The 26429-nt window shown below is 62.7% G+C and carries 26 protein-coding genes and 1 pseudogene; 15 read left to right on the top strand and 12 right to left on the bottom strand.

All coding sequences use genetic code 11. The features are described 5' to 3' along the window. Positions 1-73 precede the first annotated feature (73 nt). From EL2594_RS10555 to EL2594_RS10535, 6 genes are all read right to left on the bottom strand, one after another. Complete coding sequence (locus EL2594_RS10555; protein WP_172807103.1) at positions 74-1498, bottom strand: aldehyde dehydrogenase family protein; 1425 nt, start codon at positions 1496-1498, stop codon at positions 74-76. 1 nt (position 1499) lies between these two features. Next, positions 1500-1643: a hypothetical protein gene (locus EL2594_RS15525; protein WP_011415058.1), complete on the bottom strand. Its 144-nt coding sequence runs from the start codon at positions 1641-1643 to the stop codon at positions 1500-1502. Positions 1644-1728: 85 nt separating this feature from the next. Then, complete coding sequence (locus tag EL2594_RS10550; RefSeq protein ID WP_011415057.1) at positions 1729-4272, bottom strand: TonB-dependent receptor; 2544 nt, start codon at positions 4270-4272, stop codon at positions 1729-1731. A 609-nt stretch (positions 4273-4881) separates the two neighbouring features. Beyond that, a complete protein-coding gene (locus tag EL2594_RS10545) occupies positions 4882-5811 on the bottom strand; it encodes a 3-keto-5-aminohexanoate cleavage protein (RefSeq protein ID WP_011415056.1) in 930 nt (309 codons plus the stop codon). A gap of 13 nt (positions 5812-5824) precedes the next feature. Next, positions 5825-6616: a cyclase family protein gene (locus EL2594_RS10540; RefSeq protein WP_011415055.1), complete on the bottom strand. Its 792-nt coding sequence runs from the start codon at positions 6614-6616 to the stop codon at positions 5825-5827. Between the two features lie 16 nt (positions 6617-6632). Further along, entirely contained in the window at positions 6633-7652 is a 1020-nt protein-coding gene (locus EL2594_RS10535) for a TonB-dependent receptor (RefSeq protein ID WP_231679524.1), read from the bottom strand. A gap of 230 nt (positions 7653-7882) precedes the next feature. Between EL2594_RS10535 and EL2594_RS10525 the strand changes: the two genes are divergently transcribed. Continuing rightward, a protein-coding gene (locus EL2594_RS10525) for an IS3 family transposase (RefSeq protein ID WP_155806041.1) occupies positions 7883-9234 on the top strand; the annotation gives its coding sequence in 2 pieces (ribosomal slippage) (positions 7883-8218 and positions 8221-9234; 1350 coding nt in all). Between the two features lie 460 nt (positions 9235-9694). On the opposite strand, the pseudogene EL2594_RS10520 reads toward EL2594_RS10525, so the two are convergent. After that, positions 9695-10543 (bottom strand): annotated as a pseudogene (locus EL2594_RS10520) (YifB family Mg chelatase-like AAA ATPase); the annotation flags it as partial. 126 nt (positions 10544-10669) lie between these two features. Here EL2594_RS10520 and EL2594_RS10515 point away from each other — a divergent pair. The 9 genes from EL2594_RS10515 to EL2594_RS10480 all read left to right on the top strand — a co-directional run bounded on the left by EL2594_RS10515 (position 10670) and on the right by EL2594_RS10480 (position 17644). Continuing rightward, positions 10670-11461: an alpha/beta hydrolase gene (locus EL2594_RS10515; RefSeq protein WP_011415049.1), complete on the top strand. Its 792-nt coding sequence runs from the start codon at positions 10670-10672 to the stop codon at positions 11459-11461. A gap of 87 nt (positions 11462-11548) precedes the next feature. Beyond that, the gene (gene rpmH / locus EL2594_RS10510) at positions 11549-11683 is read left to right on the top strand and encodes a 50S ribosomal protein L34 (RefSeq protein WP_041685268.1); all 135 of its coding nucleotides are present in this window, start codon (positions 11549-11551) and stop codon (positions 11681-11683) included. A gap of 325 nt (positions 11684-12008) precedes the next feature. Then, on the top strand, positions 12009-12374 hold the full coding sequence (gene rnpA / locus EL2594_RS10505) for a ribonuclease P protein component (RefSeq protein WP_011415048.1): 366 nt from the start codon (positions 12009-12011) through the stop codon (positions 12372-12374). 129 nt (positions 12375-12503) lie between these two features. Beyond that, positions 12504-12713, top strand: coding sequence for a membrane protein insertion efficiency factor YidD (gene yidD / locus EL2594_RS15165; RefSeq protein WP_011415047.1), 210 nt, complete (start codon positions 12504-12506; stop codon positions 12711-12713). A 45-nt stretch (positions 12714-12758) separates the two neighbouring features. Then, positions 12759-14504: a membrane protein insertase YidC gene (yidC, locus tag EL2594_RS10500; protein WP_011415046.1), complete on the top strand. Its 1746-nt coding sequence runs from the start codon at positions 12759-12761 to the stop codon at positions 14502-14504. A gap of 7 nt (positions 14505-14511) precedes the next feature. Then, complete coding sequence (yihA, locus tag EL2594_RS10495; RefSeq protein ID WP_011415045.1) at positions 14512-15153, top strand: ribosome biogenesis GTP-binding protein YihA/YsxC; 642 nt, start codon at positions 14512-14514, stop codon at positions 15151-15153. Further along, positions 15150-16019, top strand: a complete 870-nt coding sequence (locus EL2594_RS10490; protein WP_011415044.1) for an alpha/beta hydrolase — start codon at positions 15150-15152, stop codon at positions 16017-16019. Before yihA ends, EL2594_RS10490 begins: the two co-directional genes overlap by 4 nt. Positions 16020-16097: 78 nt before the next feature. Continuing rightward, positions 16098-16769 carry a glutathione S-transferase family protein gene (locus EL2594_RS10485; protein WP_011415043.1) on the top strand — a complete coding sequence of 224 codons (672 nt, stop codon included), beginning with the start codon at positions 16098-16100 and terminating at the stop codon, positions 16767-16769. Beyond that, on the top strand, positions 16730-17644 hold the full coding sequence (locus tag EL2594_RS10480; RefSeq protein ID WP_081432310.1) for a S1/P1 nuclease: 915 nt from the start codon (positions 16730-16732) through the stop codon (positions 17642-17644). Before EL2594_RS10485 ends, EL2594_RS10480 begins: the two co-directional genes overlap by 40 nt. 92 nt (positions 17645-17736) lie before the next feature. Here EL2594_RS10480 and EL2594_RS10475 read toward each other — a convergent pair whose 3' ends face one another. Continuing rightward, positions 17737-18204 (bottom strand): cupin domain-containing protein, encoded by a 468-nt coding sequence (locus EL2594_RS10475; protein WP_011415041.1) that lies wholly within the window; start codon positions 18202-18204, stop codon positions 17737-17739. 29 nt (positions 18205-18233) lie between these two features. Here EL2594_RS10475 and dapE point away from each other — a divergent pair, with 29 nt between their 5' ends. The 3 genes from dapE to EL2594_RS10460 all read left to right on the top strand — a co-directional run bounded on the left by dapE (position 18234) and on the right by EL2594_RS10460 (position 21207). Beyond that, a complete protein-coding gene (dapE, locus tag EL2594_RS10470; protein ID WP_011415040.1) occupies positions 18234-19370 on the top strand; it encodes a succinyl-diaminopimelate desuccinylase in 1137 nt (378 codons plus the stop codon). A 184-nt stretch (positions 19371-19554) separates the two neighbouring features. Further along, complete coding sequence (locus tag EL2594_RS10465; RefSeq protein ID WP_011415039.1) at positions 19555-20793, top strand: dicarboxylate/amino acid:cation symporter; 1239 nt, start codon at positions 19555-19557, stop codon at positions 20791-20793. 9 nt (positions 20794-20802) lie between these two features. Continuing rightward, complete coding sequence (locus EL2594_RS10460; protein WP_011415038.1) at positions 20803-21207, top strand: hypothetical protein; 405 nt, start codon at positions 20803-20805, stop codon at positions 21205-21207. Here EL2594_RS10460 and nth read toward each other — a convergent pair. Both nth and dapB read right to left on the bottom strand, forming a co-directional pair. Then, entirely contained in the window at positions 21204-21854 is a 651-nt protein-coding gene (gene nth, locus EL2594_RS10455; protein WP_011415037.1) for an endonuclease III, read from the bottom strand. The genes EL2594_RS10460 and nth overlap by 4 nt on opposite strands. Positions 21855-21864: 10 nt before the next feature. After that, entirely contained in the window at positions 21865-22593 is a 729-nt protein-coding gene (gene dapB / locus EL2594_RS10450; protein ID WP_011415036.1) for a 4-hydroxy-tetrahydrodipicolinate reductase, read from the bottom strand. Between the two features lie 109 nt (positions 22594-22702). On the opposite strand from dapB, the gene EL2594_RS10445 reads away from it, so the two are divergent. Further along, the gene (locus tag EL2594_RS10445) at positions 22703-23404 is read left to right on the top strand and encodes an NAD-dependent deacylase (RefSeq protein WP_011415035.1); all 702 of its coding nucleotides are present in this window, start codon (positions 22703-22705) and stop codon (positions 23402-23404) included. After that, the gene (locus EL2594_RS10440) at positions 23401-23886 is read left to right on the top strand and encodes a hypothetical protein (protein ID WP_155806040.1); all 486 of its coding nucleotides are present in this window, start codon (positions 23401-23403) and stop codon (positions 23884-23886) included. The genes EL2594_RS10445 and EL2594_RS10440 overlap by 4 nt, the downstream gene beginning before the upstream one ends. Here EL2594_RS10440 and EL2594_RS10435 read toward each other — a convergent pair. Continuing rightward, complete coding sequence (locus tag EL2594_RS10435; protein WP_011415033.1) at positions 23883-24656, bottom strand: HesA/MoeB/ThiF family protein; 774 nt, start codon at positions 24654-24656, stop codon at positions 23883-23885. The genes EL2594_RS10440 and EL2594_RS10435 overlap by 4 nt on opposite strands. 173 nt (positions 24657-24829) lie before the next feature. Then, positions 24830-26296: a chromosomal replication initiator protein DnaA gene (gene dnaA / locus EL2594_RS10430; RefSeq protein ID WP_011415032.1), complete on the bottom strand. Its 1467-nt coding sequence runs from the start codon at positions 26294-26296 to the stop codon at positions 24830-24832. Positions 26297-26429 lie beyond the last annotated feature (133 nt).

Raw genomic sequence — 26429 nt, 5'->3', positions numbered from 1 at the left:
CTTCCCTTGTCATTCGACCCATGCTGGCGACCCGGCGTCATGCAACATGCCAGCATCAACCGCCGCAGCCACGTCAGAGGATCTTTTCGAAGATGTTGAGTAGTCCTTCGGTCTTGCTCGAATAGGGTGGCAGAAGTTGACCAAGCAGGCTGAGTTTCGGCTGAGAGAACACCGGCTTGTAATGAGTGAAGCGCTCGAAACTGGCGACGCCGGTATAGGCACCGATGCCGCTCTGTCCGATGCCACCGAAAGGCAGCCGGCGCTGGAAGACGTGCATGACCGTGCCGTTGAGAGTCACGCCGCCAGCGTGCGTTTCGGAAATGATCTTGCGCCGTTCCTCACTTTCGTCGCCAAAATAATAGAGCGCCAGCGGGCGCTCATGCCGGTTTACGTAGCGAATGAGCTCGTCTTCGGAGCGATATGGCATGATCGGCAGGATCGGTCCGAAAATCTCCTCCTGCATCATCGCCATGTCATCGGTAACGTCGAGAACCGCCAACGGCACGATCCGATGCCGTTCAGGAAGCGTTCCATCGCCGTTGTCCGAGAGGTTGAGCACCGTCGCGCCCTTGGCTTCGGCATCATCGAGCAAACCTTGGAGCCGCGCGAACTGTCGGTCATTGATGATACTGGTGAAATCGGGGTTGCTTGCCGCGTTGGGGTAGCATTTGGCAACCTGAGCGCGGAGTGCGGCGACGAAGCTTTCCATCTGATCGACATGGACGAAGGCATAGTCAGCGGCGATGCAGGTCTGGCCGGCGTTGAGCAGCTTGCCGAACACTAAGCTTTCACAGACTTGTGCAAGCGATGCACCCTTGCCCACGATGGCAGGGCATTTGCCGCCAAGTTCCAGAGTAACAGGTGTAAGGTTGGCAGCCGCCGCTTCATAGACTTTGCGGCCAACCGCGGGTGAACCGGTGAAGAGAATATGGTCGAAAGGTAGGGCCGTCATCGCCTGTGCCATGTCGGGCCCGCCCTGGACAATCGCGAATTCCTCTTCGGCGAAATACCGGCGCACAAGCCGCTCGCTGGCTTCGGCGGCGTTGGCGGAAACTTCGCTCGGCTTTGCGATCACGCGGTTGCCGGCCGCCAATGCACCGGCCGCGCCAACGAATATGGTGCCGAGCGGATAGTTCCACGTGCCGAGAACGCCCACCACACCTAGGGGCTGGGGGACCAGGCGCGATGAACCGGGAAGGCCGAAGATGTCAGTCTTCACCCGCCGCGGCCTCAGCCACGTCTTCAGATTGCGGCGCGCAAATTTAATTTCCGATATGCCAAGCATCAGGTCGAGCAGGATAGTCTCGTAGCGGGATCGAATGCCGAAATCGGCGGCAACGGCATCGACCAATTCGTCTCTGTGCTGCTCAAATATCCGGCCAAGGCGCCCGAGCAGGTCCATGCGTTCTTCGTAGCTGCGCGAAACCTGCTCACGCGTCCCTTCGCGTTGGGTCGCGAAAATTCGTTCCAGCTCAGTTCTGTTCCAAGACGCATCCACGTTAAATCGTCCGGAGGCGCGCCGGCCGCTCGGCGCTGCTCGCCTGGGCGGTGCTTTCAGCTGCGCCGATCTCAGTGATCGCAGCGCGCTCGATTCTGTACGCCGTGCCGATGAATGAGGGACCGTTGCCGGTGGAACGCATCATGGATGCTCCTCGGTCTGAAAGTCAGGTCGAAAAATCGGGGGCAGCGGGCGGGAGAGGATGCCCGCCGCCCCCGTCGCAGCAGCGATCAGAACTTGACTGTCGCTTCGACGCCATAAGTGCGCGGCATGCCGCGGTTCAGATAATCGTAGCCGAACACGTTGAGGTTGAGGCCGTAGGTGTAGTAATATTTGTCGAACAGATTCTTCGCCCACAAGCTAACCGACATATTGTCGTGCGCATAGGTTAATCGCGCATTGGCGAGCCAGTAGCCCGGATTTGCGCATGTAATCGCCTTACCCGCGAGCGTTATGTTCGATCCCGCTGGGGGTGTATCGCACGGTGTCTGCCCATAATTCTTGAACGGATCAAAATAGTACTTGCCCATGTAGGACGCATCACCGCGCAAGGTCAGCTTGTTGGTGCCGTCATCGATCATATCCCAGTCGAATCCGGCCTGGAACGTAACCTCCGGCGCGTTCGGGAAGGGATTGCCGTTGACGTTCAATGTCGGGCTTGCCGGGTTTGCCGGATCGATCACATTGCCTTTGTACTTGCTGTTGAGATAGCCCAGCGAAGCATCGAAACGCAACGTATCGGCCACCTGCCAGGCGAGTTCGGCCTCGCCACCGAACAGGCGACCATTGGCGCTGCGCGTGAAGGTTGTAGCGCCAACCGCCTGCGTTACTTGGTGATTCGAATACTCGTAGTAGAAGCCCGCGAGGTTAAGTTGGACGCGGCGATCGAACAGCCGGGTTTTGAGCCCCGCCTCATATGCATTCACCTTTTCAGGCTGGATATAATAGACTTGATTGACGCCCTGATAGGCAAGCCCGTTGAAGCTGCCGCTGCGGTAACCGCGACTGTACTGGAGATAGCCCATGATATCATCGGCGAACTCATAGCTGACATTGATACGGCCGGTTAGCCTGTTTGCCTTTTCGCGCTGCTCAAGCGGCGCGAGATTGGGGTTGTATGGATTGCTGTAGGGGATCAGGTTGACAACCGGCGTCGTACCGTCGAGCGCATAGAGGAAAGTGCTGCCGTTAAGGTAATTGACCTTATCCTGGGTGTAGCGTGCACCCACCGCCACGGTCAGCCGCTCGGTCGTTTTCCAGGTTACGTCGCCGTAGATCGCCTTCGAGGGGCGCGACACGTCAAAACGCTGTTCGCCGAGGATCGGGGTGAACGGAGGCGCGCCTGCCCCGGCGCAGCCCGCCGAAAAGCTACCCCCCATGCCGCCATTGCCCGTATTATTGATCGCGATGTCGGTCTGGAGTGCAATCAGCGAGCGTGCATCAAGGAAGCCGTTGGGATTGATCTCGATCGCGTCGCAGAATCCGGCATCGCCAGGCCCCAACGCCGGATTGGCGGCAAAGGCTGGGATATAGCGGATCGCGTCGGGCGTTCCGATTGCGGCGTTATTGTAGCTGCCCGGAAGACCGGCGCCAAGCAGCAGCGGCCTCAGCGCCCCGAAAAAGTCCGGGTAGTTGACCGTCTTGACCTTGTCCCTGCCATAATAAAGGCCGGCAATGATATCGAGGCGGTCGTTCGAATAGCTGAAACGCAGATCCTGGTTGAAATTCTTGCTCGTCGACGTGAGGCCGATCGAGCAGAGATCGGCTGGGCCGCCATCGCAATCATCAGGATTGTTGATATAGTCGCCGGTGTCGTAGCCGGTAATCGAGGTGACGGAGAATTGGTCGCTGACATCCCATTTGATGTTGAGGGCTATCCCTTTCGACTTGCTGATGTTCTTACCTACCCGATCAACTGCGACCTCATTGTCACGCAGCAACCGCCCGCCTAGGAAAGGTTGCGGATCGTAACGCGAATAGCCGAGCGCATCCTGCCCGCCCGCGAGTTGACCACCTGCATAGGGCGCGGTGCCCCATGGATCGTCCTTCGCGGCATAGAGCTTCAAATTGATGTCGAGATCGGGATCGGGCCGGAAGCGGATCGAGATGCGACCGCCGATCGTATCGGTGGTCCCTAGGTCGCGCTCATTCCCAGGCAGTACATTGCGCTGCCAACCATCCCCTTTTGCAAAAGTACCGGCGACGCGGACGCCCAAGATGTCGGGAACCAGCGTCGCTTCAGCGGCGCCCTGCACCGTGAAAGTGTCGTAATTGGCATAGCCGGCGGTCAGATAGCCATTGGCCTCTCCCAGATCCGGCTTGCGCGTGAAGAAGCTGATCGCGCCACCCGTGGTGTTGCGACCGTAGAGTGTTCCTTGCGGTCCGCGCAGTACCTCGACCCGGTCGATGTCATAGAGTTGCAGGCCATGGCTCGCCCGGAAGCTCTGATAGACTTCATCGACATAGACGCCAACCGGCGACGCAGTGGAGGCGGAAAATTCGTTCGCCACTGAAATCCCGCGCAGCGAGAAATTCGGTTGGGTGCGACCATAGGGAGTGGTGACTTGCAGGCTGGGGATCGCGCCCATCAAGTCTGAGGTCTCCGTGATGCCGCGCGTGCGCAGCGTCTCGCCGCCTATGGCGGAAACGGCGGCCGGAACATCCTGCAAATTCTGTTCGCGCTTCTGCGCCGTGACGACGATTGTCTCAAGGTCACCTTCCTGCGCCTCGGGCTTTTCGCCCTGCGATGCAGCGTCCTGGGCATGTGCCGGCACTGCAAGCGCACACGCGATCGATAGCGCGGTGGCACAAAGCAAATTTGTCCTAAAGGCTGTGACCATGACTGTCCTCCCCACGGCATTTTTTGATTTGGCGCCATTTGCCGCGCCTTGGGGCTCATCGTCCAATTCAATTTGTTGGCGAACTATTCCTTCCACTCATTGATTGAGGATTGTTGAGCCTGCACCGGCGACGTCTCGTGGCGGAGCAAATGACCCCATACACTTCATTGGAATAGTCACGCTGAGCGCGCCCAGCGGGACGGATGCGCGCGCGCGAGGCGTTCCAATCCAGCTTTTCCAAACGGTGTATCGGTGTAATCGGCGGTGCCAACGGTTTTCCCTTGCCGAGTAGCAAAGGAAATCAGCTATTCGGGTGACCGTGAATGCACCATCTCTGTCGCCGTGAGCGGCGACAGCGCGCCTTGAAAGCAGCCCCGTCGACATCCGCGTATACGGGCTGTGCATTGTGCCGTTGTTGGATCATGAAGATGAGGTACGAATTCATCTGGCGATACGGATTCTCAGGCACGCCAAAGGGCCGTGTCTGGACGGCCGAATCGGTCGATGACCGAAGCCCTCATTCGCTTGCTTCCTGTGCACGGCTCAGAAGGCGACGCGGTCACTGCCCTTGAGACCGAGGATTTCCCTCGCTTCGGCGGGGCTCGCGGGTTCGTGACCCATTTCGGCGAGGATGCGCTTGATCTTCTCGACCTGCTGGGCATTCGAAGCCGCAAGGACGCCGCGTTCGATGAAAAGGCTGTCCTCGAGCCCGACGCGGACATAGCCGCCGAGCAACGCCGCCTGCGTCAGAAAGGGCATCTGGTGCCTACCCGCGGCGAGCACCGACCAGCGGTAATTGCCGCGTCCGAAGAGGCGATCGGCGGTTTCCTTCATATAATGAAGATTTTCGAGATCGGCACCGATGCCGCCCAATATGCCGAAGATCATCTGGACGAAGAAGGGTGGCTTCACCAGGCCGCGATCGACGAAATGGGCGAGATTGTAGAGATGGCCGACGTCATAGCATTCATGCTCAAATTTGGTACCCGCCTCCGCCATCGTCGTGAGGATCGTCTCGATATCGCGGAAGGTGTTGCGGAAGATATAGTCGTCGGAGCCGGTGACATAGTCCTTCTCCCACGCGTATTTCCAGTCGGCGATGCGCTTCGCGGCGGGGAAGAAGGCGAAATTGAGCGAGCCCATGTTGAGCGAGCAAAGCTCGGGCTTGAAACGCGCAGAGGCGGCGAGGCGCTCGGCGACCGGCATGGTGGCCGCACCGCCCGTCGTGATGTTGATGACGGCGTCGGTGCGCTGCCGGATCACGGGCAGGAAGCGGGCATAGACCTCGGGATCGCCGGTCGGCCTACCGTCCTCGGGGATGCGGGCATGGAGATGCAGGATCGCCGCGCCCGCTTCGGCGGCGGCGATCGACTGCTCGGCGATCTCCTCGGGCGTGACCGGGAGCGCGTCCGACATCGTCGGCGTGTGCGCCGATCCCGTCACCGCGCAGCTGATGATGACCTTGTTGCTCATGGCCAGACTCCATTCAATCGTCGAGGACGGCGACCGCGCGGGTCCAGCCTGCCGAAGCGCCTTTGATCTTGGTCGGGAAACACATCACGGTGAATCCGGAGGATGGAAGCGCTTCGAGATTATGCAGCTTCTCCAGATGGCAATAGCCGATTTCCCGACCCGCTTTGTGCCCCTCCCAGATCAGGTCGGCATTCCCGGTTTCGGCATATTTCTGCGCCGTGTAAGTGAACGGCGCGTCCCATGACCATGCATCGGTCCCTGTCACCCGGACACCGCGCTCAAGCAGGTGAAGCGTGGCTTCGCGGCCCATTCCACACCCCGCGTTGACATAGTCATCCGTGCCGTAGGCCGAACCGGCCCGCGTGTTGATGACCACGATGGTCAGCGGGCTGAGCTTGACGCCGATCCGATCGAGTTCAGCCCGAACATCCTCGGCGGTCACCACATAGCCATCGGGGAAATGCCGGAAATCGAGCTTGACGCCTGGTTGGCAGCACCAGTGGAGCGGAACCTCGTCGATCGTGATCGCCCGCTTGCCCCCATCCATCGTCGAATGAAAATGGTAAGGTGCGTCGAGATGCGTGCCGTTGTGCGTGATCAGCTCGACATGCTCGATCGCCCAGGCCTCGCCATCGGGCAGGTCGCTGGCCGTCATTCCGGGGAAGAAGGCCAGCATCTGTTCTCGTGTATCATCGTGCCCGAAATATCGGACCCGTGGACGAAAGGCCGCCGGATCCGATACGATATCATTCTCGATGGGCATCGAAATGTCGATGATGGACTCGGCGGTGGGAATCGTGATCATGAGAATATATTCCCGGCTAGAACTTATACCCGATGGTCACGCCATAGGTTCGCGGCTCCTCGAGGAAGCCGTTGACGCCAAATCCCACGATGCTGGAGCTGACAAAGGCGTTTGAGATGTACGTCTTGTTGGCGAGATTCTTGCCGTAGACGGTCACGCTCCAGCGATCGCCCGGATCGGTGTAGATCAGCGAGGCATTGAGCTTGGTCTTTGCCGGCTGCGACACCTGCGGAACGTTGAAGGCACTGAAATAGACCTTATCGACCCACAAGACCTCTCCGCGAAGGGCAAAGGATCCATGGTCCGAGCGCACGGTATATTGTGCCATGGCGTCGACCGTCCATTTGGGGGCTTGCGGCAGGCGGTTGCCGGCGTTGTTGAAAGCCGGTGCGCCGGTCGCCGGGTCGACGGTGCGCCCGTCACCTCCGGGTCGCGCGGGATCGATACTGATGAAACTGTCGAACTTGGCGTTGAGATAGGAGCCGGTCAGACCCAGTTCTAAGTCGGGCGTGGGGCGCGCGCGCAACTCGAGCTCGGCACCGTAGATCGTCGCTGTCGCCGCATTCTCCAGCGCGAGTGACGCGTTGACCACCTTGCCGACCTGGAGATCCTTGTAATCATAATAAAAGCCGGCAAGATTTATGCGGAGCCGCCGATCGAGGAATTCCGATTTCAGGCCCCCTTCATAGGCCGTGACCTTCTCCGGCTTCACGGGCGGCTGCACGCCGCCGACATTGTAGGTGCCGCTTTTGAAGCCTCGCGAAACCGAGGCGTAGAGCAAAGCGTCGGGCGTGATTTGATACTCGAGCGCCACTTTCGGCGTGAAGGATCGGAAGGTCTTGTGCGGTTGGCAGGTCGGGACCGATGGGATATCGGCTCCGCACTGGGCGAGCGGCGCGACGGGATTGGCGGGCGAATAGGGTCGCGCGAGGTCGAACTGAAGCTGTTCGGAAATGCCTTTTCGCTCGATGCTGTAACGGCCACCGACGACGAGGTGAATCTCCGGGGTCAGATTGTAGGTCGCTTGCCCGAAGATGGCGCCGGCATCAGTCTCGAGACGCCCGCCGGCATAATAGCCCTGGCGGATGACGCCGGGACCGCCGAAGCCAATATCATTGTAGGGAATGATGATCGCGCCGGCGTCATTTTCGTGGAAATAAAACTAAAAGGAAGATTCTGGCTGTCTCCCGTCAGCGCCTATGGCACAGATTTGAGGTTGTGATTTAAGGAGGATTTGGGCTTCGTCGTAGTGACGAAGGAACGAAGATGAAGCCCAAATCCTCAAGGTCCAAATCGCCTGCCGAGCAGGTGGTAAAAGACATTCGCCGCAAGACCCGCCGGCATTTCTCTGCTGAGGACAAGATCAGGATCGTCCTGGGTGGCCTGCGCGGCGATGACTCCATTGCCGAGCTGTGCCGCCGCGAGGGCATTGCGCAGAGCCTGTATTACACCTGGTCGAAGGAGTTCATGGAGGCTGGCAAGCGAAGGCTAGCTGGCGATACCGCCCGTGCTGCGACCACGGACGAGGTCAAGGACCTGCGGCGAGAAGCTCGCGATCTCAAGGAATGCGTGGCCGACCTCACCCTGGAAAACCGCCTGCTCAAAAAAAGCATGATCGCGGATGGGGGAGACGACGAATGAGGTATCCCGCATCCGAGAAGCTCGAGATCATCCGGATCGTCGAGCAGTCGCATCTGCCCGCCAAACGCACGCTGGACCAACTCGGTGTGGCACGGCGAACCTTCTACCGCTGGTATGACCGTTACCTCGAAGGCGGGCCGGAGGCGCTCCAGGACCGCCCTTCAGCGCCGAGCCGGGTGTGGAACCGCATCGGCGAGGATATCCAGGACCAGATCGTCGAGATGGCGCTGGAGCAGACCGATCTGTCCCCGCGCGAGCTGGCGGTGCGCTTCACCGACGAGCGGCGCTACTTCGTGTCGGAAGCCACGGTTTACCGGCTGCTCAGGGCTCATGATCTGATCACCAGCCCGGCCTACACCGTGATCAAGGCGGCAGATGCGTTCCACACACAAACCTCCCGCCCCAACGAGATGTGGCAGACCGACTTTACCTACTTCAAGATCATCGGATGGGGCTGGGTCTATCTATCGACCGTGCTCGATGATTACTCGCGCTACATCATTGCATGGAAGCTCTGCACCACCATGCGGGCCGAGGACGTCACCGAGACGCTGGACATGGCGCTGGCAGCCTCAGGCTGCGACCACGCCAACGTGCTGCACAGGCCCCGCCTTCTCAGCGACAACGGCCCCAGCTACATCGCCGGAGAACTGGCCGAATACATCGAAGCGAACCAGATGAGCCATGTGCGGGGCGCCCCCTTCCATCCGCAAACCCAAGGCAAGATCGAGCGCTGGCACCAGACCCTGAAGAACCGCGTGCTGCTAGAGAACTACTTCCTGCCCGGCGATCTCCACCAGCAGATCGAGGCCTTCGTCGAGCATTACAACCACTGCCGATACCACGAGAGCCTCGACAATGTGACACCTGCCGATACCTACTTCGGCAGGGCTCCTGCCATCATCAAACGAAGAGAAAGGATCAAGCGAAAGACACTCGAACATCGGCGCTTGCAACACCGCAGGCTCGCCGCCTAGCATCAAACCTCAGACGAGGCCCGCACTCCGCAAACCTACGCCGCGAGTTGTGCCAAATGTTCTGACGACGGACACATCCGACAAGGAGCGACTTGGGAGCTTACCTGGGCAGGCTCGCCCGAATTCGCTGTAGCTGAGGTTTGATGGAGGTCAGTCTGTTGATCGCCTCGCTCGGTCGCGACCTGCGGCTAGCTTGCTTGGTGAATTAGTAGCCGCACGATCGCATAAACGAGCACTGGCAGAACCAGGCAGCCAACCCAGTAATTGTGCAGATTTCTCCTTTCCCGCTCATCCACTGTGGCTATCCGAAAATTCGCGGTATGCTTGGTTGGCAAAAAAATGTCGGTCGGAGCGCGCAAGCTCGGTAAGTTATTGCTTTACGAAACTTATTGAGCTTGCCGCCGGTCACACGAAATGAGAATCTCGCTCTATGTGGCGCGGAATCCCGTTTTCCGAGGCTTTTGACACCGCCGCCGGTCAGCGCCGCCATGCTCGCCGAATGATGCGGCGCGCGGAACGGGCGCTGGCGGCTGATGCGCCCGCCCTCCAGCGTGCCCGCGACCGATTGCACCATGCTCACTTCCAGCGCCTCGCTGGCAGAGAGCGGCGGGAGAATCCCTGGCAAGCATGAGGCAAGCAGCGATTTCCCCGCGCCCGGCGGACCGTTCATCAGCAGATTGTGTCCCCCCGCCGCGGCGATCTCGAGCGCGCGCTTGGCGGTTTCCTGCCCCTTCACCTGCTTGAGGTCCGGGCCGTGATCGGGCGCTTCGACCTCGCCCGGCACCGGATCGGGCAGGCGCGCCGTGCCCTTCAGGTGATTGAGCAGCGCCAGCAGGTCGGGTGCGGCGATCACCGGCACTTCGCTCGCCCACTTGGCTTCGCTGCCCTGCGCGGCGGGGCAGATCAGCCCGCATTCCTGCTCGCTCGCATGGAGCGCCGCCAGCAGCACGCCGGGGGACGGCACCACGCGGCCGTCCAGCGCCAGCTCGCCCACTGCAATGAAGTCCGCCAGCTGCTCGGCATCGGTCACGCCCATCGCCGCCAGCAGCGCCAGTGCAATCGGCAGGTCGTAATGGCTGCCTTCCTTGGGCAGGTCGGCAGGCGACAGGTTGATAGTGATCCGCTTGGGCGGCAGCGCGAGGCCCATCGAGCTGAGCGACGCGCGCACCCGCTCCTTGCTTTCGCCCACGGCCTTGTCCGCCAGCCCGACGATGTTGAAATTGGGCAGGCCCGGCGCGATCGAGCACTGCACCTCCACGGCGCGCGCTTCCAGACCCAGATATGCCACGGTGCGAACCAGAGCGACCACGCAATTCCCCTATCTTGCGTGTCCTCTGCCGATCTGTCTGCCCGCTCGGACGGTGAATGTCGAGTAACCTTATGGAAACCTTCCTGATTGCCGATTGCGTAAGCGAGGGCGGGCCATACCCTCGGCATGCGCGGTCTGATCGCCCTGTTCCTGGCCACCCTGATGCTGCTGGCGCCGCCCGCCGCGGCGCAGGGCTATGTCGTGCAGGTCACGATCACCGAAGAATGGGTCGAAGCTCCGGCCGATGTGAGAGTGTCTGCCGAGCCCTTGGGAGAGACCGCAGACCGCGCCATCGCCTTTCGCCGGGCCCGCACGCCCACCGCCATCTCCGCCTATGGCCCGTTCCGCGTCATCGACGAGGAGCGCGCCGCTCTGGTGGGCGTTACGGGTCCGGCGACCCCCTGGCAGTTCCAGCAGATGATGACCGACTTCCCCGGGCTGACGCGGCTCGATTTCATCGAATGCCCCGGCACCGACGACGATCGCGCCAACCTCGCCACCGGCCGGATGATTCGCGCAGCCGGGCTCGAAACGCATGTTCCGGATGGCGGCTCGGTCCGCTCGGGCGCGGTCGAGCTGTTCCTTGCCGGGGCCAGGCGCACGCTTGCCGATGGCGCGGAATTCGCCGTTCACAGCTGGCTCGACGATTACGGGAAGCAAGCCGACGATTATGGCGCCGATTCGCCCGAACACCGCGCCTATCTCGCCTACTACCGCGAGATGGGCATGGACGAGGGGCAGGCGCGCGCCTTTTATGATATGACCAATTCGGTCCCGCACGAACAGGCGCTGTGGCTGACCGCACAGGACATGCGCGAATGGCTGGGCAACGACGCGCCTGCGGGCGATGTTACGGTGAAAGAACCCCAGAGCGATCCAAAGCTGGCTTATCTTGACTTCGCGCCCGCAAGCTTCTAACCGCGCGGCCATACGGCGGTCGCTCGGCTCGGGCGGCCCTTTTTATTCGCGCAAGCAGCGCACCACACATTTTTCGAGGACGATCCGATGAAGCGGACTTTCCAGCCTTCCAATCTCGTGCGCAAGCGTCGCCACGGATTCTTCGCCCGCAAGGCCACCGTCGGAGGCCGCAAGGTTCTTCGCGCGCGGCGGCGTCGCGGAAGGAAAAGCCTCACTGCGTGAGGTTTTTCCTCATTTTGTTTAGCCTCAAGCGTCGGCGCTCGGGTGGGGCCTCGCCCCGTCTTCGACTCCCGCTCGCTTAGGCTATCCTCCGCGCAAAGCGCTCCGGGCGGGCAGTCGCCCTTGCGGGCTCCCTGATCGGGAGCCCGTTCCCATTCCAGGCCATGAAGTTTGGTCGCGGAGCACGGTCGGCGACCAGCCGACCGCAAGGCCGACCGGCCGCCCGCAGCGATTGGGGCCGCAAGGACCCCTTGAGCGAGGAAACCGCACCCCGAATGGGGTGCGAAACACACAGACTCTTTCTGATCTTGGCGCTAGACCTGCGACCGTGACCGACAAACCCGCCGTCATCCGCAAGCGCGCCGATTTCCTCGCGGCGAATCGCGGGCTTCGAGTCGCCCGGCCGGGCTTCGTCCTTTTGGCGCACCCTAACCAGGGACAAGGCCAGCGCTACGGCATCACCGTCACGAAGAAGATCGGCAATGCCGTCGTCCGCAACCGGATGAAACGGCGATTTCGCGAGCTGCTGTGGGAGCTGCTCCCACAGCAGGGACTCGCCGATCACGATCACATCCTGATCGGACGCGAAGGTGGGATCGAGCGGGATTTTGGCAAGCTGCGTGAGGAGCTTATGTTGGCGCTTCGGCGGGCGCGCGAAGGCAAGGGCGATCCGCGTCGCAGGCGCAGGCGCTAGCCGCGCCCCGTTCGTATCGAGCGCAGGCGCCGAGCTTGTCGAGGAGCCGTAGTCGAGATAGCGCCAGGCGATGTCTCGACAGCGATTCTCGGCTGAGCTCGAAGCGCGCTCGACACGAGCGGAGGTTTTGTGAAGCAAATTCTGATCTGGATCGCGCGGGGCTGGCAGCTTGGCCCGTCGCGCATCCTGCCGCCCTCGTGCCGCTACCAGCCGACCTGCTCGCAATACGCCATCGAAGCGGTCGAGAAGCATGGGGCAATCAAGGGTGGATGGATGGCGGTGAAACGTATAGGGCGCTGCCACCCTTGGGGCGGGCATGGCTTTGATCCCGTGCCGTAGTACCTATATAATACACCTCACGAGTTCGATACGGGGCCTTTCACCTTGGACAACCAGCGCAACCTCCTCCTTGCCGTAGTGCTGTGCGGCGTGCTGATCATCGGCTGGGATGCGGCGATGAATTACTTCTATCCGCAGCCGGCCGAGCCGATCGAAGCGGTGGAAGGCAGCCCGACTGTAGCGAGCGCACCGGTTGCAGGTAGCTCGACGGCGGCGACGCTCGACAACGGGGCGGCAGCACAAGGTCCGGTCGAACTGTCCGATGCTCTCGCCACGCCCGAGCGCATCCGCATCGACGCTCCGCGCGTCGAAGGCTCGATCAACCTCGTCGGCGCGCGGATCGACGATATCGAGCTGAAGGATCACCGCGCCACTGTCGACGAGGACAGCGGCCCGGTCCAGATGTTCGCGCCTCAGAATACCGATGCGCAGTACTTCGCCCAGTTCGGCTGGGTCGGCGAGGGCGTTTCGCTGCCCACCAGCGACACCGTCTGGTCCGCCGATGGCGAGACTCTGACCCAGGGCAATCCGGTCACGCTGAGCTGGGACAACGGCGCCGGGCAGCAGTTCCGCATCCGGTTCTCGATCGACGACAATTACATGATCACCGCCGAGCAGACCGCCGCCAATACCGGCGGCGGCCCGGTCGTGGCGCGGCCCTTCGCTACGATCACGCGCACCAGCGAAACGGCCAGCACCGACACCTGGATCGCGCATTCCGGCCCGATGGGCGTGTTCGGCGATTCGGCGGATTACGGCCCGGATTACGACGACCTCGCCGACGACGGGCCCTATAGCGGCGAGGGCAAGGCGCGCTGGCTCGGCTTTTCCGACATCTATTTCCTCGGCGCGCTGGTGCCGCAGGCCGATGCCGATCCGCAGACCGGCTTCCGCCCGATCGGCGAAAACCTGTTTCGCGCCGACGTGATCTACCAGCCCGCGACCGTTGCGCCCGGCAACGAGGTGAGCCGCACGACGCAGCTTTTTGCGGGAGCGAAAGAAAGCGAGATCCTCGACCAGTACGAAGATGCCGGGATCGACAAGTTCGGCCTCGCCATCGACTGGGGCTGGTTCCGCTGGTTCGAAAAGCCGCTGCTGTGGCTGCTGAACCAGTTGTTCGACCTGGTCGGCAATTTCGGCGTCGCCATCATCCTGCTGACGGTAATCATCCGCGGCCTGCTGTTCCCGATCGCCCAGAAGCAATTCGGTAGCATGGCCGCGATGAAGGCCGTCCAGCCGAAGATGAAGGCGATCCAGGAGAAGTACAAGGACGACAAGCAGAAGCAGCAGCAGGAGATCATGGCGCTCTACAAGGAGGAGAAGGTCAATCCGCTGGCCGGCTGCCTGCCCTTGCTGATCCAGATCCCGATCTTCTTCGCGCTCTACAAGGTGCTGATCCTCGCCATCGAGATGCGCCACCAGCCTTTCGCACTGTGGATCGAGGATCTCTCCGCGCCCGATCCGGCGCATATCTTCAACCTGTTCGGCCTGCTGCCGTTCGAAGTGCCCGGCCTGATCGCCATCGGCCCGCTTGCGGTGCTGCTGGGTGTGACGATGTGGCTGACCTTCCAGATGAATCCGGTGACCGATCCGATCCAGCGGCAGATCTTCAACATCATGCCATGGGTGCTGATGTTCATCATGGCGCCGTTCGCCGCCGGCCTGCTGCTGTACTGGAACACGTCCAACGTGCTGACGCTGGCGCAGCAGCGCTATCTCTATTCCAAGCACCCGCAATTGAAGGCGCAGGCCGATGCGGAGAGGGCTGCCAAGGCGAAGGCGGAAGGGTAGGCGGCGCGTGATCGGCACACCCGAAACGCCCGAGGAGAAGGACGCGGCGAAGCTGTTTTCCGGCCGCGTCGACTTCCTTCTGTCGGCGCCGCAGCTCAAATTCCTGCCCGAGCCGACCGTACCCGAGATCGCTTTCTGCGGGCGCAGCAATGTCGGCAAGAGCTCGCTGCTCAACGCCCTGACCGGGCGCAGGAGCATCGCGCGCACGTCGGTCACGCCGGGCCGCACCCAGGAACTCAATTTCTTCGAGGTGGGCGAGCCGACGCAATTCCGGCTGGTCGATATGCCCGGCTACGGCTTCGCCAAGGCACCGGTGAAGGTGGTCGAGCGCTGGAAGAACTTGGTGCGCACCTATCTCAAGGGTCGCCAGGTGCTGGCGCGTACGCTGGTGCTGGTCGACGCGCGGCACGGCCTGAAGGATGTCGACCGCGAGATGATGACAATGCTCGACGAGACCGCCGTGAGCTACCGCGTGGTCCTGACGAAGGCCGACAAGATCAAGGCCAGCGAACTCGAAGCCACCGCCGCCAAGGTCGCAGAAGAAGCGCGCAAACATCCCGCCGCCTTCCCCGAACTCCACATCACCAGCAGTGAAAAGGGTCTCGGCATTGCCGCCCTGCGCGCCGCCGTGGTGGCGGATGCTTCATGAACCGGCAAGCCATCGGCAGTGTGTTTGCTTTAGCGCTCCTGCTCGGCACGGGTGCAGCCTGTTCGCCGCTCAAGACCTTCAACGCCATCATCCCCAAGGATGGCGCTTCGAGCCAGACAGCCAAGGCGGTCGCCTATGGCACCGACGAGCGGCAAAGGCTCGATATCTTCACGCCCGACGCTCCGCTTGCCGCGGGCGAGGCCCGCCCCGTGGTGGTGTTCTTCTACGGCGGCAGCTGGAACAGCGGCACGCGCACCGGGTATGACTTTGTCGGGCGGGCGCTGGCGGCGCGGGGCTATGTCACGCTGGTGCCCGATTACCGGCTGGTGCCGGATGTGCGCTACCCCGCCTTCGTCGAAGACGGCGCGGCCGCGGTGCGCTGGGCGCGCGAGAATGCGGCGCAATATGGCGGTGATGCGGACCGGATCGTCCTCGTCGGCCATTCCGCCGGGGCCTACATCGCTGCCATGCTGGCGCTCGACGAGCGCTGGCTCGGGCCGGATCGCGCGGCGGTAAGAGGCTGGGCAGGGCTGGCAGGGCCATACGATTTCGCGCCGTTCGACGGTGAGGTCACGCGCGCAGCCTTCGGCAACTGGCCCGATCCCGCCGAGACCCAGCCGATCACCTGGGCGGGCGCGGGCGACCCGTCGACGCTGCTGCTGACCGGCGGTGACGATACCACGGTGGAACCGCGCAATAGCTACGAGCTGGCGCAGAAACTGCGCGCGAGCGGGGTGCCAGCGCAAGTGAAGGTTTATGACGGCGTCGGCCATATCGGTATCGTCACATCCATCGCCAAGCCGCTGCGCGGCAATTCTCCTGCGCTGGACGATATCGCGACGTTTGTCGAAACGGTCGCCCGGTGATCCGTTCAGGCTCGACACTCACAGGCTGAACGCCTAACGCCGCGACACAATGCAGAGTTCGGCAAGGTGGAGCCACGCATGAAACTGATTATCGGCAACAAGAACTATTCCAGCTGGTCGCTGCGCGGCTGGCTCGCGGCCAAGCAGTCGGGGCTGCATTTCGAAGAGATCATCGTGCCGATGTTCGGCGAGGAATGGCAGCAGAAGAAGCTGCAGGAAGAAGGCGGGATGATGCCCTCTTCCGGCAAGGTCCCGATCCTGTGGGACGGCGAAACCGTGGTGTGGGACAGTCTCGCGATCATGGAATATCTCGCCGACAAGGTCGGGCGCGACCGCTTCTGGCCCAAGGACGACACCGCGCGCGGCATGGCGCGCAGCATGGTGGCGGAGATGCACAGCTCCTACCAGTCGCTGCGCAGCGAGTGCCCGATGAACATCCGCCAGCGCTTCGATGGAGCGAAAATCAGCGAGGATACGCGGCAAGACGTCGTGCGCATCCTCGGCCTGTGGGCGGAAGCGCGCGCGCGTTTCGGCGGTGGCGGGCCGTTCCTGTTCGGAACTTTCGGCGCGGCGGATATCTACTACGCCCCGATCGTGACCCGCTTCCTGACCTACGGTTTCGGGGTTCCGGGCTTTGCCGAAGCCTATATGCAGGCGATGTGGGAACACGAATGGATGCAGGCCTGGGTCGCGGCCGCAGAGGACGAAGAATGGGTACTCGAACAATACGAAGGCGTGGCTTCCGCATAGCCGGCGGCGCAGTCGCAGCCGCTCTCGCTTTCCTGACGATCGCATTGCCGGCCCCGGCGCAAGCCTGGGGATTCTTCGCGCACACCGTAACGGGCGATATCGCGGAGGCGAATATCCGCCCCGACACCCGCGCGGCGATGCAGCGCCTGTTTCGCGCCGAGGGATTGCTCGGCACGCCGGAATGCGAGCTGAAGACCCTGCAGGACGCGACCGTCTGGCCCGATTGCGTGCGCCGGATGCGCTGGCGCTGGGGGCACACCGCGGCCTGGCATTATCGCACGACGCCGATCTGCGAGCCCTACGAGCCGTGGAAGAACTGCCCCGGCGGCAATTGCATCCTCGCCCAGATCGACCGCAACCAGCGCATCCTCGCCGACGAAAGCCTGCCCGCCAATGTCCGGCTGCAGGCGCTCGCCTTCATGGTCCATTTCGTCGGTGACGTGCACATGCCGCTCCATTCCGGCGACAAGGACGATCGCGGCGGCAACGACCGCGAGACCGATTACGGCATCGCGCCGGGCCTCAACCTGCACTGGATCTGGGACGGGCCGCTGGCGGAGCGGGCGATCACCTCGGCGCGGCCGTCGCTGGTGCGGCGCTACAGCGCGGCCGAGCGCGCCGAGCTGGCGGGTGGCATCTCGGCCGACTGGGGCCGCGAGAGTTGGGCGATCAGCCGCGACTTCGTCTATCCCAACGCTTTCGATACCGACGCAGTGTGCGAAACCGACCTGCCGGGCGAAACCGCGCTGACGCAGGAAGACATCGTCGCTGCGATCCCGGTCAGCCAGCGGCGGGTGACGCAAGCGGGTCTGCGGATAGCGCGCTTGCTGGACGAGGCGTTTGCGCCGGGGCCGTTGGTGGAGAAAACCAATTGACGTCATCCCAGCGAAAGCTGGGATCTGTCTCGACATCGCGCCAAGTGGACAGAGATCCCAGCTTCCGCTGGGATGACGGCTTTAGGAGAGGTTCACGGTATCCGGTCCGTCTCGTACCGCGTCCCATCCTTCCGCGCATAGCCGTCGGGATCGAACACCATGTCGATATCGGGATACTCGCCGCCATCGCTCTCGTAGTCACCCGCCGCCGCAACCACGAAAACGCAATCCTCGTCGGAGCGGTTCTGCAGATGATGGCCGTTCTCCACTCCGGCCGGCCAGGCAATGATATCGCCGGGATGGATCACCTGCTCGCCTGCGTCATCCACCAGCACCGCCTCGCCGGAAACCATCACCAGCAGCTCGTCGATGTCGCGGTGCCAGTGCCGCTGGCTCGACCACGCGCCGGGTTTGAGGACGACATGGCTGGCCTTGAGCTGCGTCATCCCCGCGGCAGGCGCGAGTCGCCGGTACCAGCGACCCTGCACCGGCGCGTCGAACGGCGCGGGGTAGCCGGTCGCGTTGGTCTGGGGGATCGCGGCGAGATCGAGCTTGGGCATGGGGCACACTCCTGATAGCGACAGCCGGTATGAGCCAAGCCCTCGACTACGCCAAGCGCCTGATTGCCGCGCCCAGCGTCACGCCCGCCACCGGCGCGGTGTTCGACGAAATGCAGGCGATGCTGGAGCCGCTCGGCTTCGCAGTGCATCGCTTCACGCGCGGTGAGGGCGAAGAGGGCAGCGACGAGGCACCGGTCGAAAACCTGTTCGCGATCCGCCATGGGCCGGAAGGCAGCAAGCATTTCGCCTTTGCCGGGCATCTCGACGTGGTGCCGCCGGGCGAGGGCTGGACCAGCGCGCCGTTCGAACCGGAAGAGCGCGGCGAGCTGCTCTATGGGCGCGGCGCGGTCGATATGAAAGGGGCGATCGCTTGCATGGTCGATGCGGTGGCGAACGTGCCGCAAGAAGCGGGAACGATCAGCTTCATCATCACCGGCGACGAGGAAGGCCCCGCGTTGCACGGCACCCGTGCGCTGATCGACTATATGCGGTCGGAGGGTATCAAGCCCGACCTGTGCCTCGTCGGCGAGCCGACCAGCGTCAACCGGCTGGGCGACATGATGAAAATCGGGCGGCGCGGCTCGGTCAATATCTGGCTCGAGGTCGAAGGGACGCAAGGCCACGTCGCCTACCCGCACCTCGCCGGCAATCCGCTGCCCGCAATGGTCGAAATCCTGCGCGAGCTCAACAATCTCCCCCTAGACGAAGGCACCGACTGGTTCCAGCCGAGCAATCTCGAGATTACCGAGATCGATGTGCCCAACCGCGCGCATAACGTGATCCCGGCCAAGGCCAAGGCGCGGATCTCGATCCGTTTCAACGACACGCATTCGGGGGCGTCGCTGTCCAAGCAAGTGATCGAGATCGCCGAGAAGCATGGCGGCACCGCGCGCCCGGTCATCAGCGGCGAACCGTTCCTGACCGAGCCGGGCGCGTTCTCGAGCATGATTGCCGCTGCCGTGAAGGCGGAAACCGCTATCGATCCCGAGCCGTCGACCACCGGCGGCACCTCGGACGCACGCTTCCTGCGCAGCGTGTGTCCGGTGATCGAATTCGGCCTCTGCAACGCCACGATGCACAAGCGCGACGAGGCCGTAGCCATGGCGGACCTCGATACGCTAAGCCGCATTTACGCGCGGGTGGCGCAGGCGGCGCTCTCCTCCTGATCTCCCTCGTCACCCCGGACTTGATCCGGGGTCCCGCTTTCTAGCGTTTCAACACCAGGTTTCAAAAAGCGGGACCCCGGCTCGTGGGCCGGGGCGACGAAATTGGGGTGCGATACGAGCATGCTTCCAATCGATGCCCGAATTGCCTAGCGTCCGCCCGACTGATTTGAGGGGGTCTCACCGCATGCTTCGCACCTGGTTCGCAATTCCGCTGTGGCAGCGGGTCATCACCGCGCTCATCCTGGGCGTGCTGACCGGCTGGGCCTGGGGGCCGGATGCGGAGAGCATCAAGTGGATCGGCGACTTTTTCATCAAGGCGATCAAGATGCTGGTCGTGCCGCTGATCTTCTTCAGCCTGGTCAGCGGGGTCGCCGCCATCGGCGACTTGCGCAAGCTGGGTGCGGTCGGCGGACGGGCGATGATCCTGTTCGTCGTCACGGGCCAGATCGCGGTGTGGATGGGGCTGGGCCTCGGCACCTTTTTCGCGCCCGGCAGCGGAGTCGATACCAGCGCGATCGAGATGGGCGACGTGCCGGAGCCGAATGAAACCACCTTCGTCGACATGATCCTCTCCATCGTGCCGGAAAGCCCGGTGCAGGTGATGGCGGACGTCGCGGTGCTGCCGCTGATCGTCTTTTCGTTGCTGATCGGCGCCGGCATCCTGATGGCGGAGAAGGACGGCGAACCCGTCCAGCGCGTGTTCGATAGCGGCGCGGTCATCATGCAGAAGGTCACGATGGTGGTGATGGAGCTCACCCCGTTCGGCGTTTTCGCGCTGATGGCGTGGGTCGCGGGCACGCTGGGGCTGGACGCGTTGGTCAGCTTGGCGCAGCTCGTCGCGCTCAATTATCTCGGCTGCCTGCTGATCATCTTCGTGATGTATTCGGCGATGATAAAATTCCTCGCCCGCCTGCCGGTGCGGCATTTCTTCCGCGGCATCATCGACGCGATGGCGGTGAGCTATTCCACCGCCAGCTCCAACGCGACGCTGCCGGTGACCCTACGCTGCGCCGAGCGCAACTTGGGCGTGTCCAATTCGGTCGCCAGCTTCGTGATCGCCCTGGGCGCGACGGTGAACATGAACGGCACCGCGATGTATCTCGGCCTCGCCACCCTGTTCGGCGCGCAAATCTTCGGCGTCGACCTCAGCATGGGCGACTATTTCCTGATCTCGATCCTCGCCACGCTCGGCGCGATCGGCGCGGCGGGCATACCGGGCGCGGGCCTGATCATGATGGCGCTGGTCTTCGGCGCAGTCGGCGTGCCGCTCGAAACCATCGCTTTCGTCGCCGGTGTGGACCGGATAATGGACATGATGCGCACTACAACGAATGTTTCGGGCGATGCGGCAGTGGCGACGACGGTGGCGGTGATGACGGGCGAGATCGACCGCGAGGAAATGATCTCGGCGGATGATGTTTAGGCCGAACCTATGGAGAGCTCTTCACCTCCCAACATTCTTGCGATTTTCGAAGAGTTGGATGCACGAGTTGATAAGGAAGGATACACGTTTGCGAGTGAAGAAGACGTGGATCGCTGGGCCGGGCAGCTCGATGTCGATTGGCTCAGCTGCCTTGATCTTATTGGAGCGGAGCTGGCCAAAAAATATCATGCAAACGAGGTGAGTTATGAATTTGGCGACTCGCTAGCCAACGATCTGAATTCTACGCTGATGTTCCGGCACGAACAGGTTCCGGAAGGTAGCTGGCCGTCCCTTTTTTGGGAGGTTCATGAGGCATTCGATGCAGGTGAGTGGCCGCCCAAAACTGACGAGCTCGATCCGATTGAGCAATATACCAAGCCCGAAATCGCAAGAATCGTAGCCAGACTCGCCTAACGCCCCTTCGGCTTCTCCAGCACCTTCTTCCGGTAGCTGCACAAATCCACGACCTTGCACCGCCAGCACTCCGGCGTTCGCGCCTTGCAAACATAGCGGCCATGCAGGATCAGCCAGTGATGCGCATGCAGGCGGAAGGGCTGGGGGACGCGCTTTTCCAGCTTCGCCTCGACCTGCTCGGGCGTCTTGCCCTTGGCGAGGCCGGTGCGGTTGCCGACCCTGAGGATATGGGTGTCGACCGCGAAGGTTTCCTGCCTGAACCAGCAGTTCAAGACCACATTGGCGGTCTTGCGGCCCACTCCCGGCAGCCGCACGAGGTCCTCGCGCGTGTCCGGCACCTCGCCGCCATAATCGTCGATCAGCAACTGGCTCAGCGCGATCACGTTTTTGGCCTTGGAATTGAACAGGCCGATGGTCTTGATGTGCTCGATCAGCCCGTCGAGGCCGAGTTCAATCATTTGTGCGGGCGTTTCGACCTTCGCAAACAGCGCGCGGGTGGCCTTGTTGACCCCCACATCGGTCGCCTGCGCGGAGAGCGCGACGGCCACCACCAGCTGGTAGCAATTGCCATATTCCAGCTCGGTCTCCGGCTCGGGATTGTCTTCCGCCAGCCGCCGGAAGAATTCGAAAATCTGGTCCTTGGTCATGGCAGCTTGCTCAGAGCCCCAGCACGTCCGCCATCGCATAGCGACCGGCCTGCTTGCCGATCAGCCACTCCGCCGCCTTCACCGCACCGCGAGCGAAGATCAGGCGGTTCTCGGCGCTGTGCGAGAACGTCAGGCGCTCCTGCTCGCCGGCGAGGATGACGCTGTGCTCCCCCGCCACTGTGCCGCCACGCAGCGCGGCGAAGCCGATTGCGCCCTCGGCCCGCTCCACGGTGTGGCCGTCCCGCCCGCTTTCGGTGTTGTCGGCAAGCTCGATACCACGCCCCTGCGCCGCCGCTTCGCCGAGCAGCAGGGCCGTGCCGCTCGGCGCATCGACCTTGTGGCGGTGGTGCATTTCGACGATCTCGATATCCCAGTCAGGGCCGAGCTTACTCGCGGCTTCTCGCACCAGATGCGCCAGCAGCGTGACGCCGAGCGATGTGTTGCCCGTCTGCAGGATCGGCACGGCGCGTGCGGCGTTGTTGATCGCGGTGTGGTGGCTCTCGCCGAGCCCGGTTGTGCCGATCACCAGCGGGATGCCTGCGCCGATGGCGGCGTGAAGATTGCCCTGCAGCGCGCCCGGCGCGGAGAAGTCGACCAGCACTTCGCTCTTGTCGGCGAGGCTAGCGACATCGCCGCCGGCATCGACCCCGCCGCCGAGATCGTGGCCGGTATCGGCCAGCACCTCCGCGATCGCCTTGCCCATGCGCCCTGCGCTGCCGATGATGCCTATTCTCGCCACGTCGCTTCCCCGTTCGGGCTGAGCTTGTCGAAGCCCCGCACTTCCTTCATGCCCTGAGCTAGAAGAAAAGACAGCCCTTCGACAAGCTCAGGGCGAACGGAGGTGGGGTTTGACCCAAGAAATCCGCAACATCGTCATCCTTACCGGGGCCGGGATATCCGCAGAGAGCGGCATCGATACCTTCCGCAGCGCAGGGGGATTGTGGGAGCAGCACAATGTCGAGGACGTCGCGACGCCCGAAGGCTTTACCCGCAGCCCGGAGCTGGTGCTGAACTTCTACGACATGCGGCGCGAGGCTCTCGGAAAGGTGCAGCCCAATCCGGCGCACGACGCACTCGCGCGGCTCGATGCGGAGTTCGGGGGCGAGTTGCTGATCGTCACGCAGAATGTCGACGACCTGCATGAGCGGGCCGGGGCGAAGCGCGTGCTGCACATGCATGGCGAGCTGAAGAGCGCGCTGTGCCTCGCCTGCGAGATGCGCTCGCCTTGGGATGCGACTCTGTCCGACCGCCCGGCGTGCCCGGTATGTCAGGCGCCGAGCCTGCGCCCCGACGTGGTGTGGTTCGGCGAGATGCCCTACCAGATGGACCGCATCTACCGCGCCATTCGCGAGGCGGACCTGTTCGTTAGCATCGGTACCTCCGGCGCGGTCTATCCGGCGGCGGGGTTCGTGCAGGACGCCCGCAATCTTGGCGTGCAGACGCTGGAGCTGAATTTGGAGCGCAGCGAGGGCTCGCATTGGTTTCATGAGTCGCGACTGGGGTCGGCGGGGGAATTGGTGCCGGAATGGGTGGGGGAGGTGTTGGGGTGAGTCGTCTGGTGAAATTGGATTTGTTTGCAGACTTTTTCCAAGTCTACATTGCGGACGGGAAGTTCCGCACTGACACATCGGACATCTGGAATAACAAAGCGTCGGACCGAATGTTGGCGATCGCAGAAAACCTGATAGCCATCGGTACGGCGCGGAATATGACGGTTCCGGTCTCTCTCGAACTATTGTCCGGACGACCAAGACCCGATTTCGAGGTTTGGGAACAGGTTATCGAGGCTTCTTTCAACGTTCCCAGCGGCGAGATAGTTGCTCTCGGCTGCACTGACTATCTACCTGACGCCAAGCGCTTACAGGTAAGCCCCGGAAGCTATAGGGCACTTGTGAGCTATCGAGGGCTCGATAGCCTGTCAGACGACGGTCTCGACGGCGAAGATGAGTACCGGGTTCAGCTTTGGCCTGATGCTAAGTGCGATGTGCGAGCTATGAAGCGACGACCGGACACAGTCCTGCCGCGGATTTAACGTCCCTCGCCGCATCCCTTACACCCCGGATCCTTCGGGATTGCAATCGCCCGCATCCCCGGCTTGAGGCCATCCATCAACTGCAGCTTGCCCCATTGCGGGTCGCCGAAGCGGCTCACACCCGCCAGCAGCACCCGCACGGCCTGCATGGCGGCGAAGGTCCCGACCCAGCCGACCATTGCGCCGAGCACGCCGTCTTCGGCGCAGGTGTCGCAATCCTCGGCATCGAAGGCATCGCCGACGAAGCAGCGGTAGCAGGGCTGGTTGGGCAGATGCCCGGCAAAGGCCGCGACCTGGCCTTGGAAACGCCCCACCGCGGCGGTGAGGAGCGGTACTTGCGCAGCGACGCAGGCATCGGAGACCGCGAGGCGTGTGGCGAAGTTGTCCGTCCCGTCGAGCACGAGATCGGCGGAGGTCATCAGGTCAGGCGCATTATCGGCGGTGATCCGCTTGTCGCTGATGGTCACCCGCAGCGAGCGGTCGAAATTCTGCACCCAGCGACGCGCCGATACAGCTTTGCCGTGGCCGACATCGCGCTCCGAAAAGAGCGTCTGGCGCTGGAGGTTGCTGGCGTCGACGGTGTCGCTATCGACCAGCGTCAGCCGCCCGATCCCCGCGCCTGCAAGATATTGCAGCGCTGGCGAACCGATGCCGCCGAGGCCCACAAGGACGATGTGCTTGTCGATCAATGCCGCCTGTCCCGCACCGCCAATCTCAGGCAGTACGATATGGCGGGCGAAGCGCTCCAGTCTCTCGGGGGACAGGCTCATGGAGAAGCTGTTGACGGAATGCGCACTGGCTGTCGAGAACTCTCTCGACACGCCATCTCGACGGCGCGGCTATGCCGCTTGCTCGATAGCTGCTCGAGACGAACGGACGACTTTAGGAACGACCGTTCGTCTCGAGCGGTCGTCGAGCACCTTCGAGACGACCAGTCGAGAGGTCAGCTCTCCAATTGCCGCAGCAGGCTGCGGACATCGCCATCCATATCGGCATCGCGCTGGCGCAGGTCTTCGATCAGCCGCACGGCGTGGATAACCGTCGAATGATCGCGGCCGCCGAACTTGCGCCCGATTTCCGGATAGCTGCGCGGCGTCAGCACCTTGGAGAGATACATCGCCACCTGGCGCGGGCGCACGACGGCGCGGGCGCGGCGCTTGGACGACATTTCGCTGCGGTCGATGCGATAGAACTGGCACACCGTGCGTTGAATCTCGTCGATGGTGATGCGGCGACGGTTGGCCGAGAGGATATCGGTCAGCTGCTCTTCGGCGAGCTGGAGCGATACGACCTGCCCGGTCAGCTGGGCATAGGCGATCAGCTTGTTCAGGCCCCCGACCAGTTCGCGAACATTACGTGTGATGGTGCGGGCGAGGAACTCGATCACGTCCTCCGGCACGTCGAGCGGTGCAAAGCGCGTCAGCTTGCTTTCGAGGATTTTCTTACGAAGCTCGATATCGGCGGCCTGGATATCGGCGACGAGGCCCATCGACAGGCGCGAGAGCAGGCGCGGTTCGACACCGTCCAGGGCCTGCGGCGCCCGGTCGGCGGCGAAGACCAGTCGCTTGCCTTCGGCCAGCAGGTGGTCGATCGTGTAGAGCAGTTCTTCTTGGGCGCTGGCCTTGCCGATGATGAACTGAATATCGTCCACCAGCAGCAGGTCGAAGCTGCGCAGCCGCGCCTTGAACTCGATCATCTGGTTGGCTTTGAGCGCCTGGACGAACTCGACCATGAAGCGCTCGGCGCTGCAATAGAAGATGCGCGCTCGTGGATGCGAAGCGAGATACTGGTGCCCGATCGCGTGCAGCAGGTGGGTCTTGCCCTGACCCGTGCCGGCCTTGATGTAGAGCGGGCTGAACTGCGGCTGCTCGGTCGCGGCCATGCGCTGCGCGGCATTGCAGGCGAGGATGTTGGTCTCACCCGTAATGAAGGCTGCGAATGTCAGCGAAGCGTCGAGGCCGACCGACGAAGTGAACCCGGCATCGTTGATGACGCCAGGGCCATTGACCATGATCCCCATGTCGCCGCCATCGTTGGCCGGACGACGACCGTCGCCAAGCGCGATGTCGGGAACCTTGCGGCGGCCCGGATGGACCTGGATGTTGACGTTGCGGATATTGCCGCGGGCGATCTTCCACGCCAGCGTCAGGCGATCGGCGAAGCGATCCTTGACCCAGTTGGCGGAAAACTCCGTCGGCAAGAACAGGTCGAGCGTGCCCGTCTCGTCGTCGAAAGCGCCGAGTTGGATCGGTTTGATCCACTGGCTGTGCAATTGGTGACCGAGATCCTTTCGCAGGCCCTGACTGATATCTGCCCAATCCGCCGCCAGGTTCACCGCTTCGAGATCTTCCATCAAATCTTCTTTCTTATTGCGCTTCGCCGCTCCCGCACGGCCATCCGTCCTCGCCATCGTATTCCCGCTTTCTTGTCGGGCCTCCCCAAGTGGCCCATGGCTTCCCCGTTTCGACAGGCAAGGCTTCGCCGTGGCCCGAAACCTGTACGGTCGGACTGCCCCCCTCTCGGATCGATTTGCGTGTGCTGAG

This window comes from Erythrobacter litoralis HTCC2594 (genome assembly GCF_000013005.1).
Taxonomy (GTDB): domain Bacteria; phylum Pseudomonadota; class Alphaproteobacteria; order Sphingomonadales; family Sphingomonadaceae; genus Parerythrobacter; species Parerythrobacter litoralis_A.
This window is presented reverse-complemented; position numbering and strand designations above follow the sequence as displayed.

What these genes read in the sequence shown, in the direction of transcription:
- EL2594_RS15525 (WP_011415058.1), bottom strand. Translation starts at nt 1,643, where the DNA reads ATGATGCGTTCCACCGGCAACGGTCCCTCATTCATCGGCACGGCGTAC.
- EL2594_RS10545 (WP_011415056.1), bottom strand. Translation starts at nt 5,811, where the DNA reads ATGAGCAACAAGGTCATCATCAGCTGCGCGGTGACGGGATCGGCGCAC.
- EL2594_RS10540 (WP_011415055.1), bottom strand. Translation starts at nt 6,616, where the DNA reads ATGATCACGATTCCCACCGCCGAGTCCATCATCGACATTTCGATGCCC.
- EL2594_RS10515 (WP_011415049.1), top strand. Translation starts at nt 10,670, where the DNA reads ATGCGCGGTCTGATCGCCCTGTTCCTGGCCACCCTGATGCTGCTGGCG.
- rpmH (WP_041685268.1), top strand. Translation starts at nt 11,549, where the DNA reads ATGAAGCGGACTTTCCAGCCTTCCAATCTCGTGCGCAAGCGTCGCCAC.
- EL2594_RS10490 (WP_011415044.1), top strand. Translation starts at nt 15,150, where the DNA reads ATGAACCGGCAAGCCATCGGCAGTGTGTTTGCTTTAGCGCTCCTGCTC.
- EL2594_RS10485 (WP_011415043.1), top strand. Translation starts at nt 16,098, where the DNA reads ATGAAACTGATTATCGGCAACAAGAACTATTCCAGCTGGTCGCTGCGC.
- EL2594_RS10480 (WP_081432310.1), top strand. Translation starts at nt 16,730, where the DNA reads ATGGGTACTCGAACAATACGAAGGCGTGGCTTCCGCATAGCCGGCGGC.
- EL2594_RS10475 (WP_011415041.1), bottom strand. Translation starts at nt 18,204, where the DNA reads ATGCCCAAGCTCGATCTCGCCGCGATCCCCCAGACCAACGCGACCGGC.
- dapE (WP_011415040.1), top strand. Translation starts at nt 18,234, where the DNA reads ATGAGCCAAGCCCTCGACTACGCCAAGCGCCTGATTGCCGCGCCCAGC.
- EL2594_RS10465 (WP_011415039.1), top strand. Translation starts at nt 19,555, where the DNA reads ATGCTTCGCACCTGGTTCGCAATTCCGCTGTGGCAGCGGGTCATCACC.
- EL2594_RS10460 (WP_011415038.1), top strand. Translation starts at nt 20,803, where the DNA reads ATGGAGAGCTCTTCACCTCCCAACATTCTTGCGATTTTCGAAGAGTTG.
- nth (WP_011415037.1), bottom strand. Translation starts at nt 21,854, where the DNA reads ATGACCAAGGACCAGATTTTCGAATTCTTCCGGCGGCTGGCGGAAGAC.
- EL2594_RS10435 (WP_011415033.1), bottom strand. Translation starts at nt 24,656, where the DNA reads ATGAGCCTGTCCCCCGAGAGACTGGAGCGCTTCGCCCGCCATATCGTA.
- dnaA (WP_011415032.1), bottom strand. Translation starts at nt 26,296, where the DNA reads ATGGCGAGGACGGATGGCCGTGCGGGAGCGGCGAAGCGCAATAAGAAA.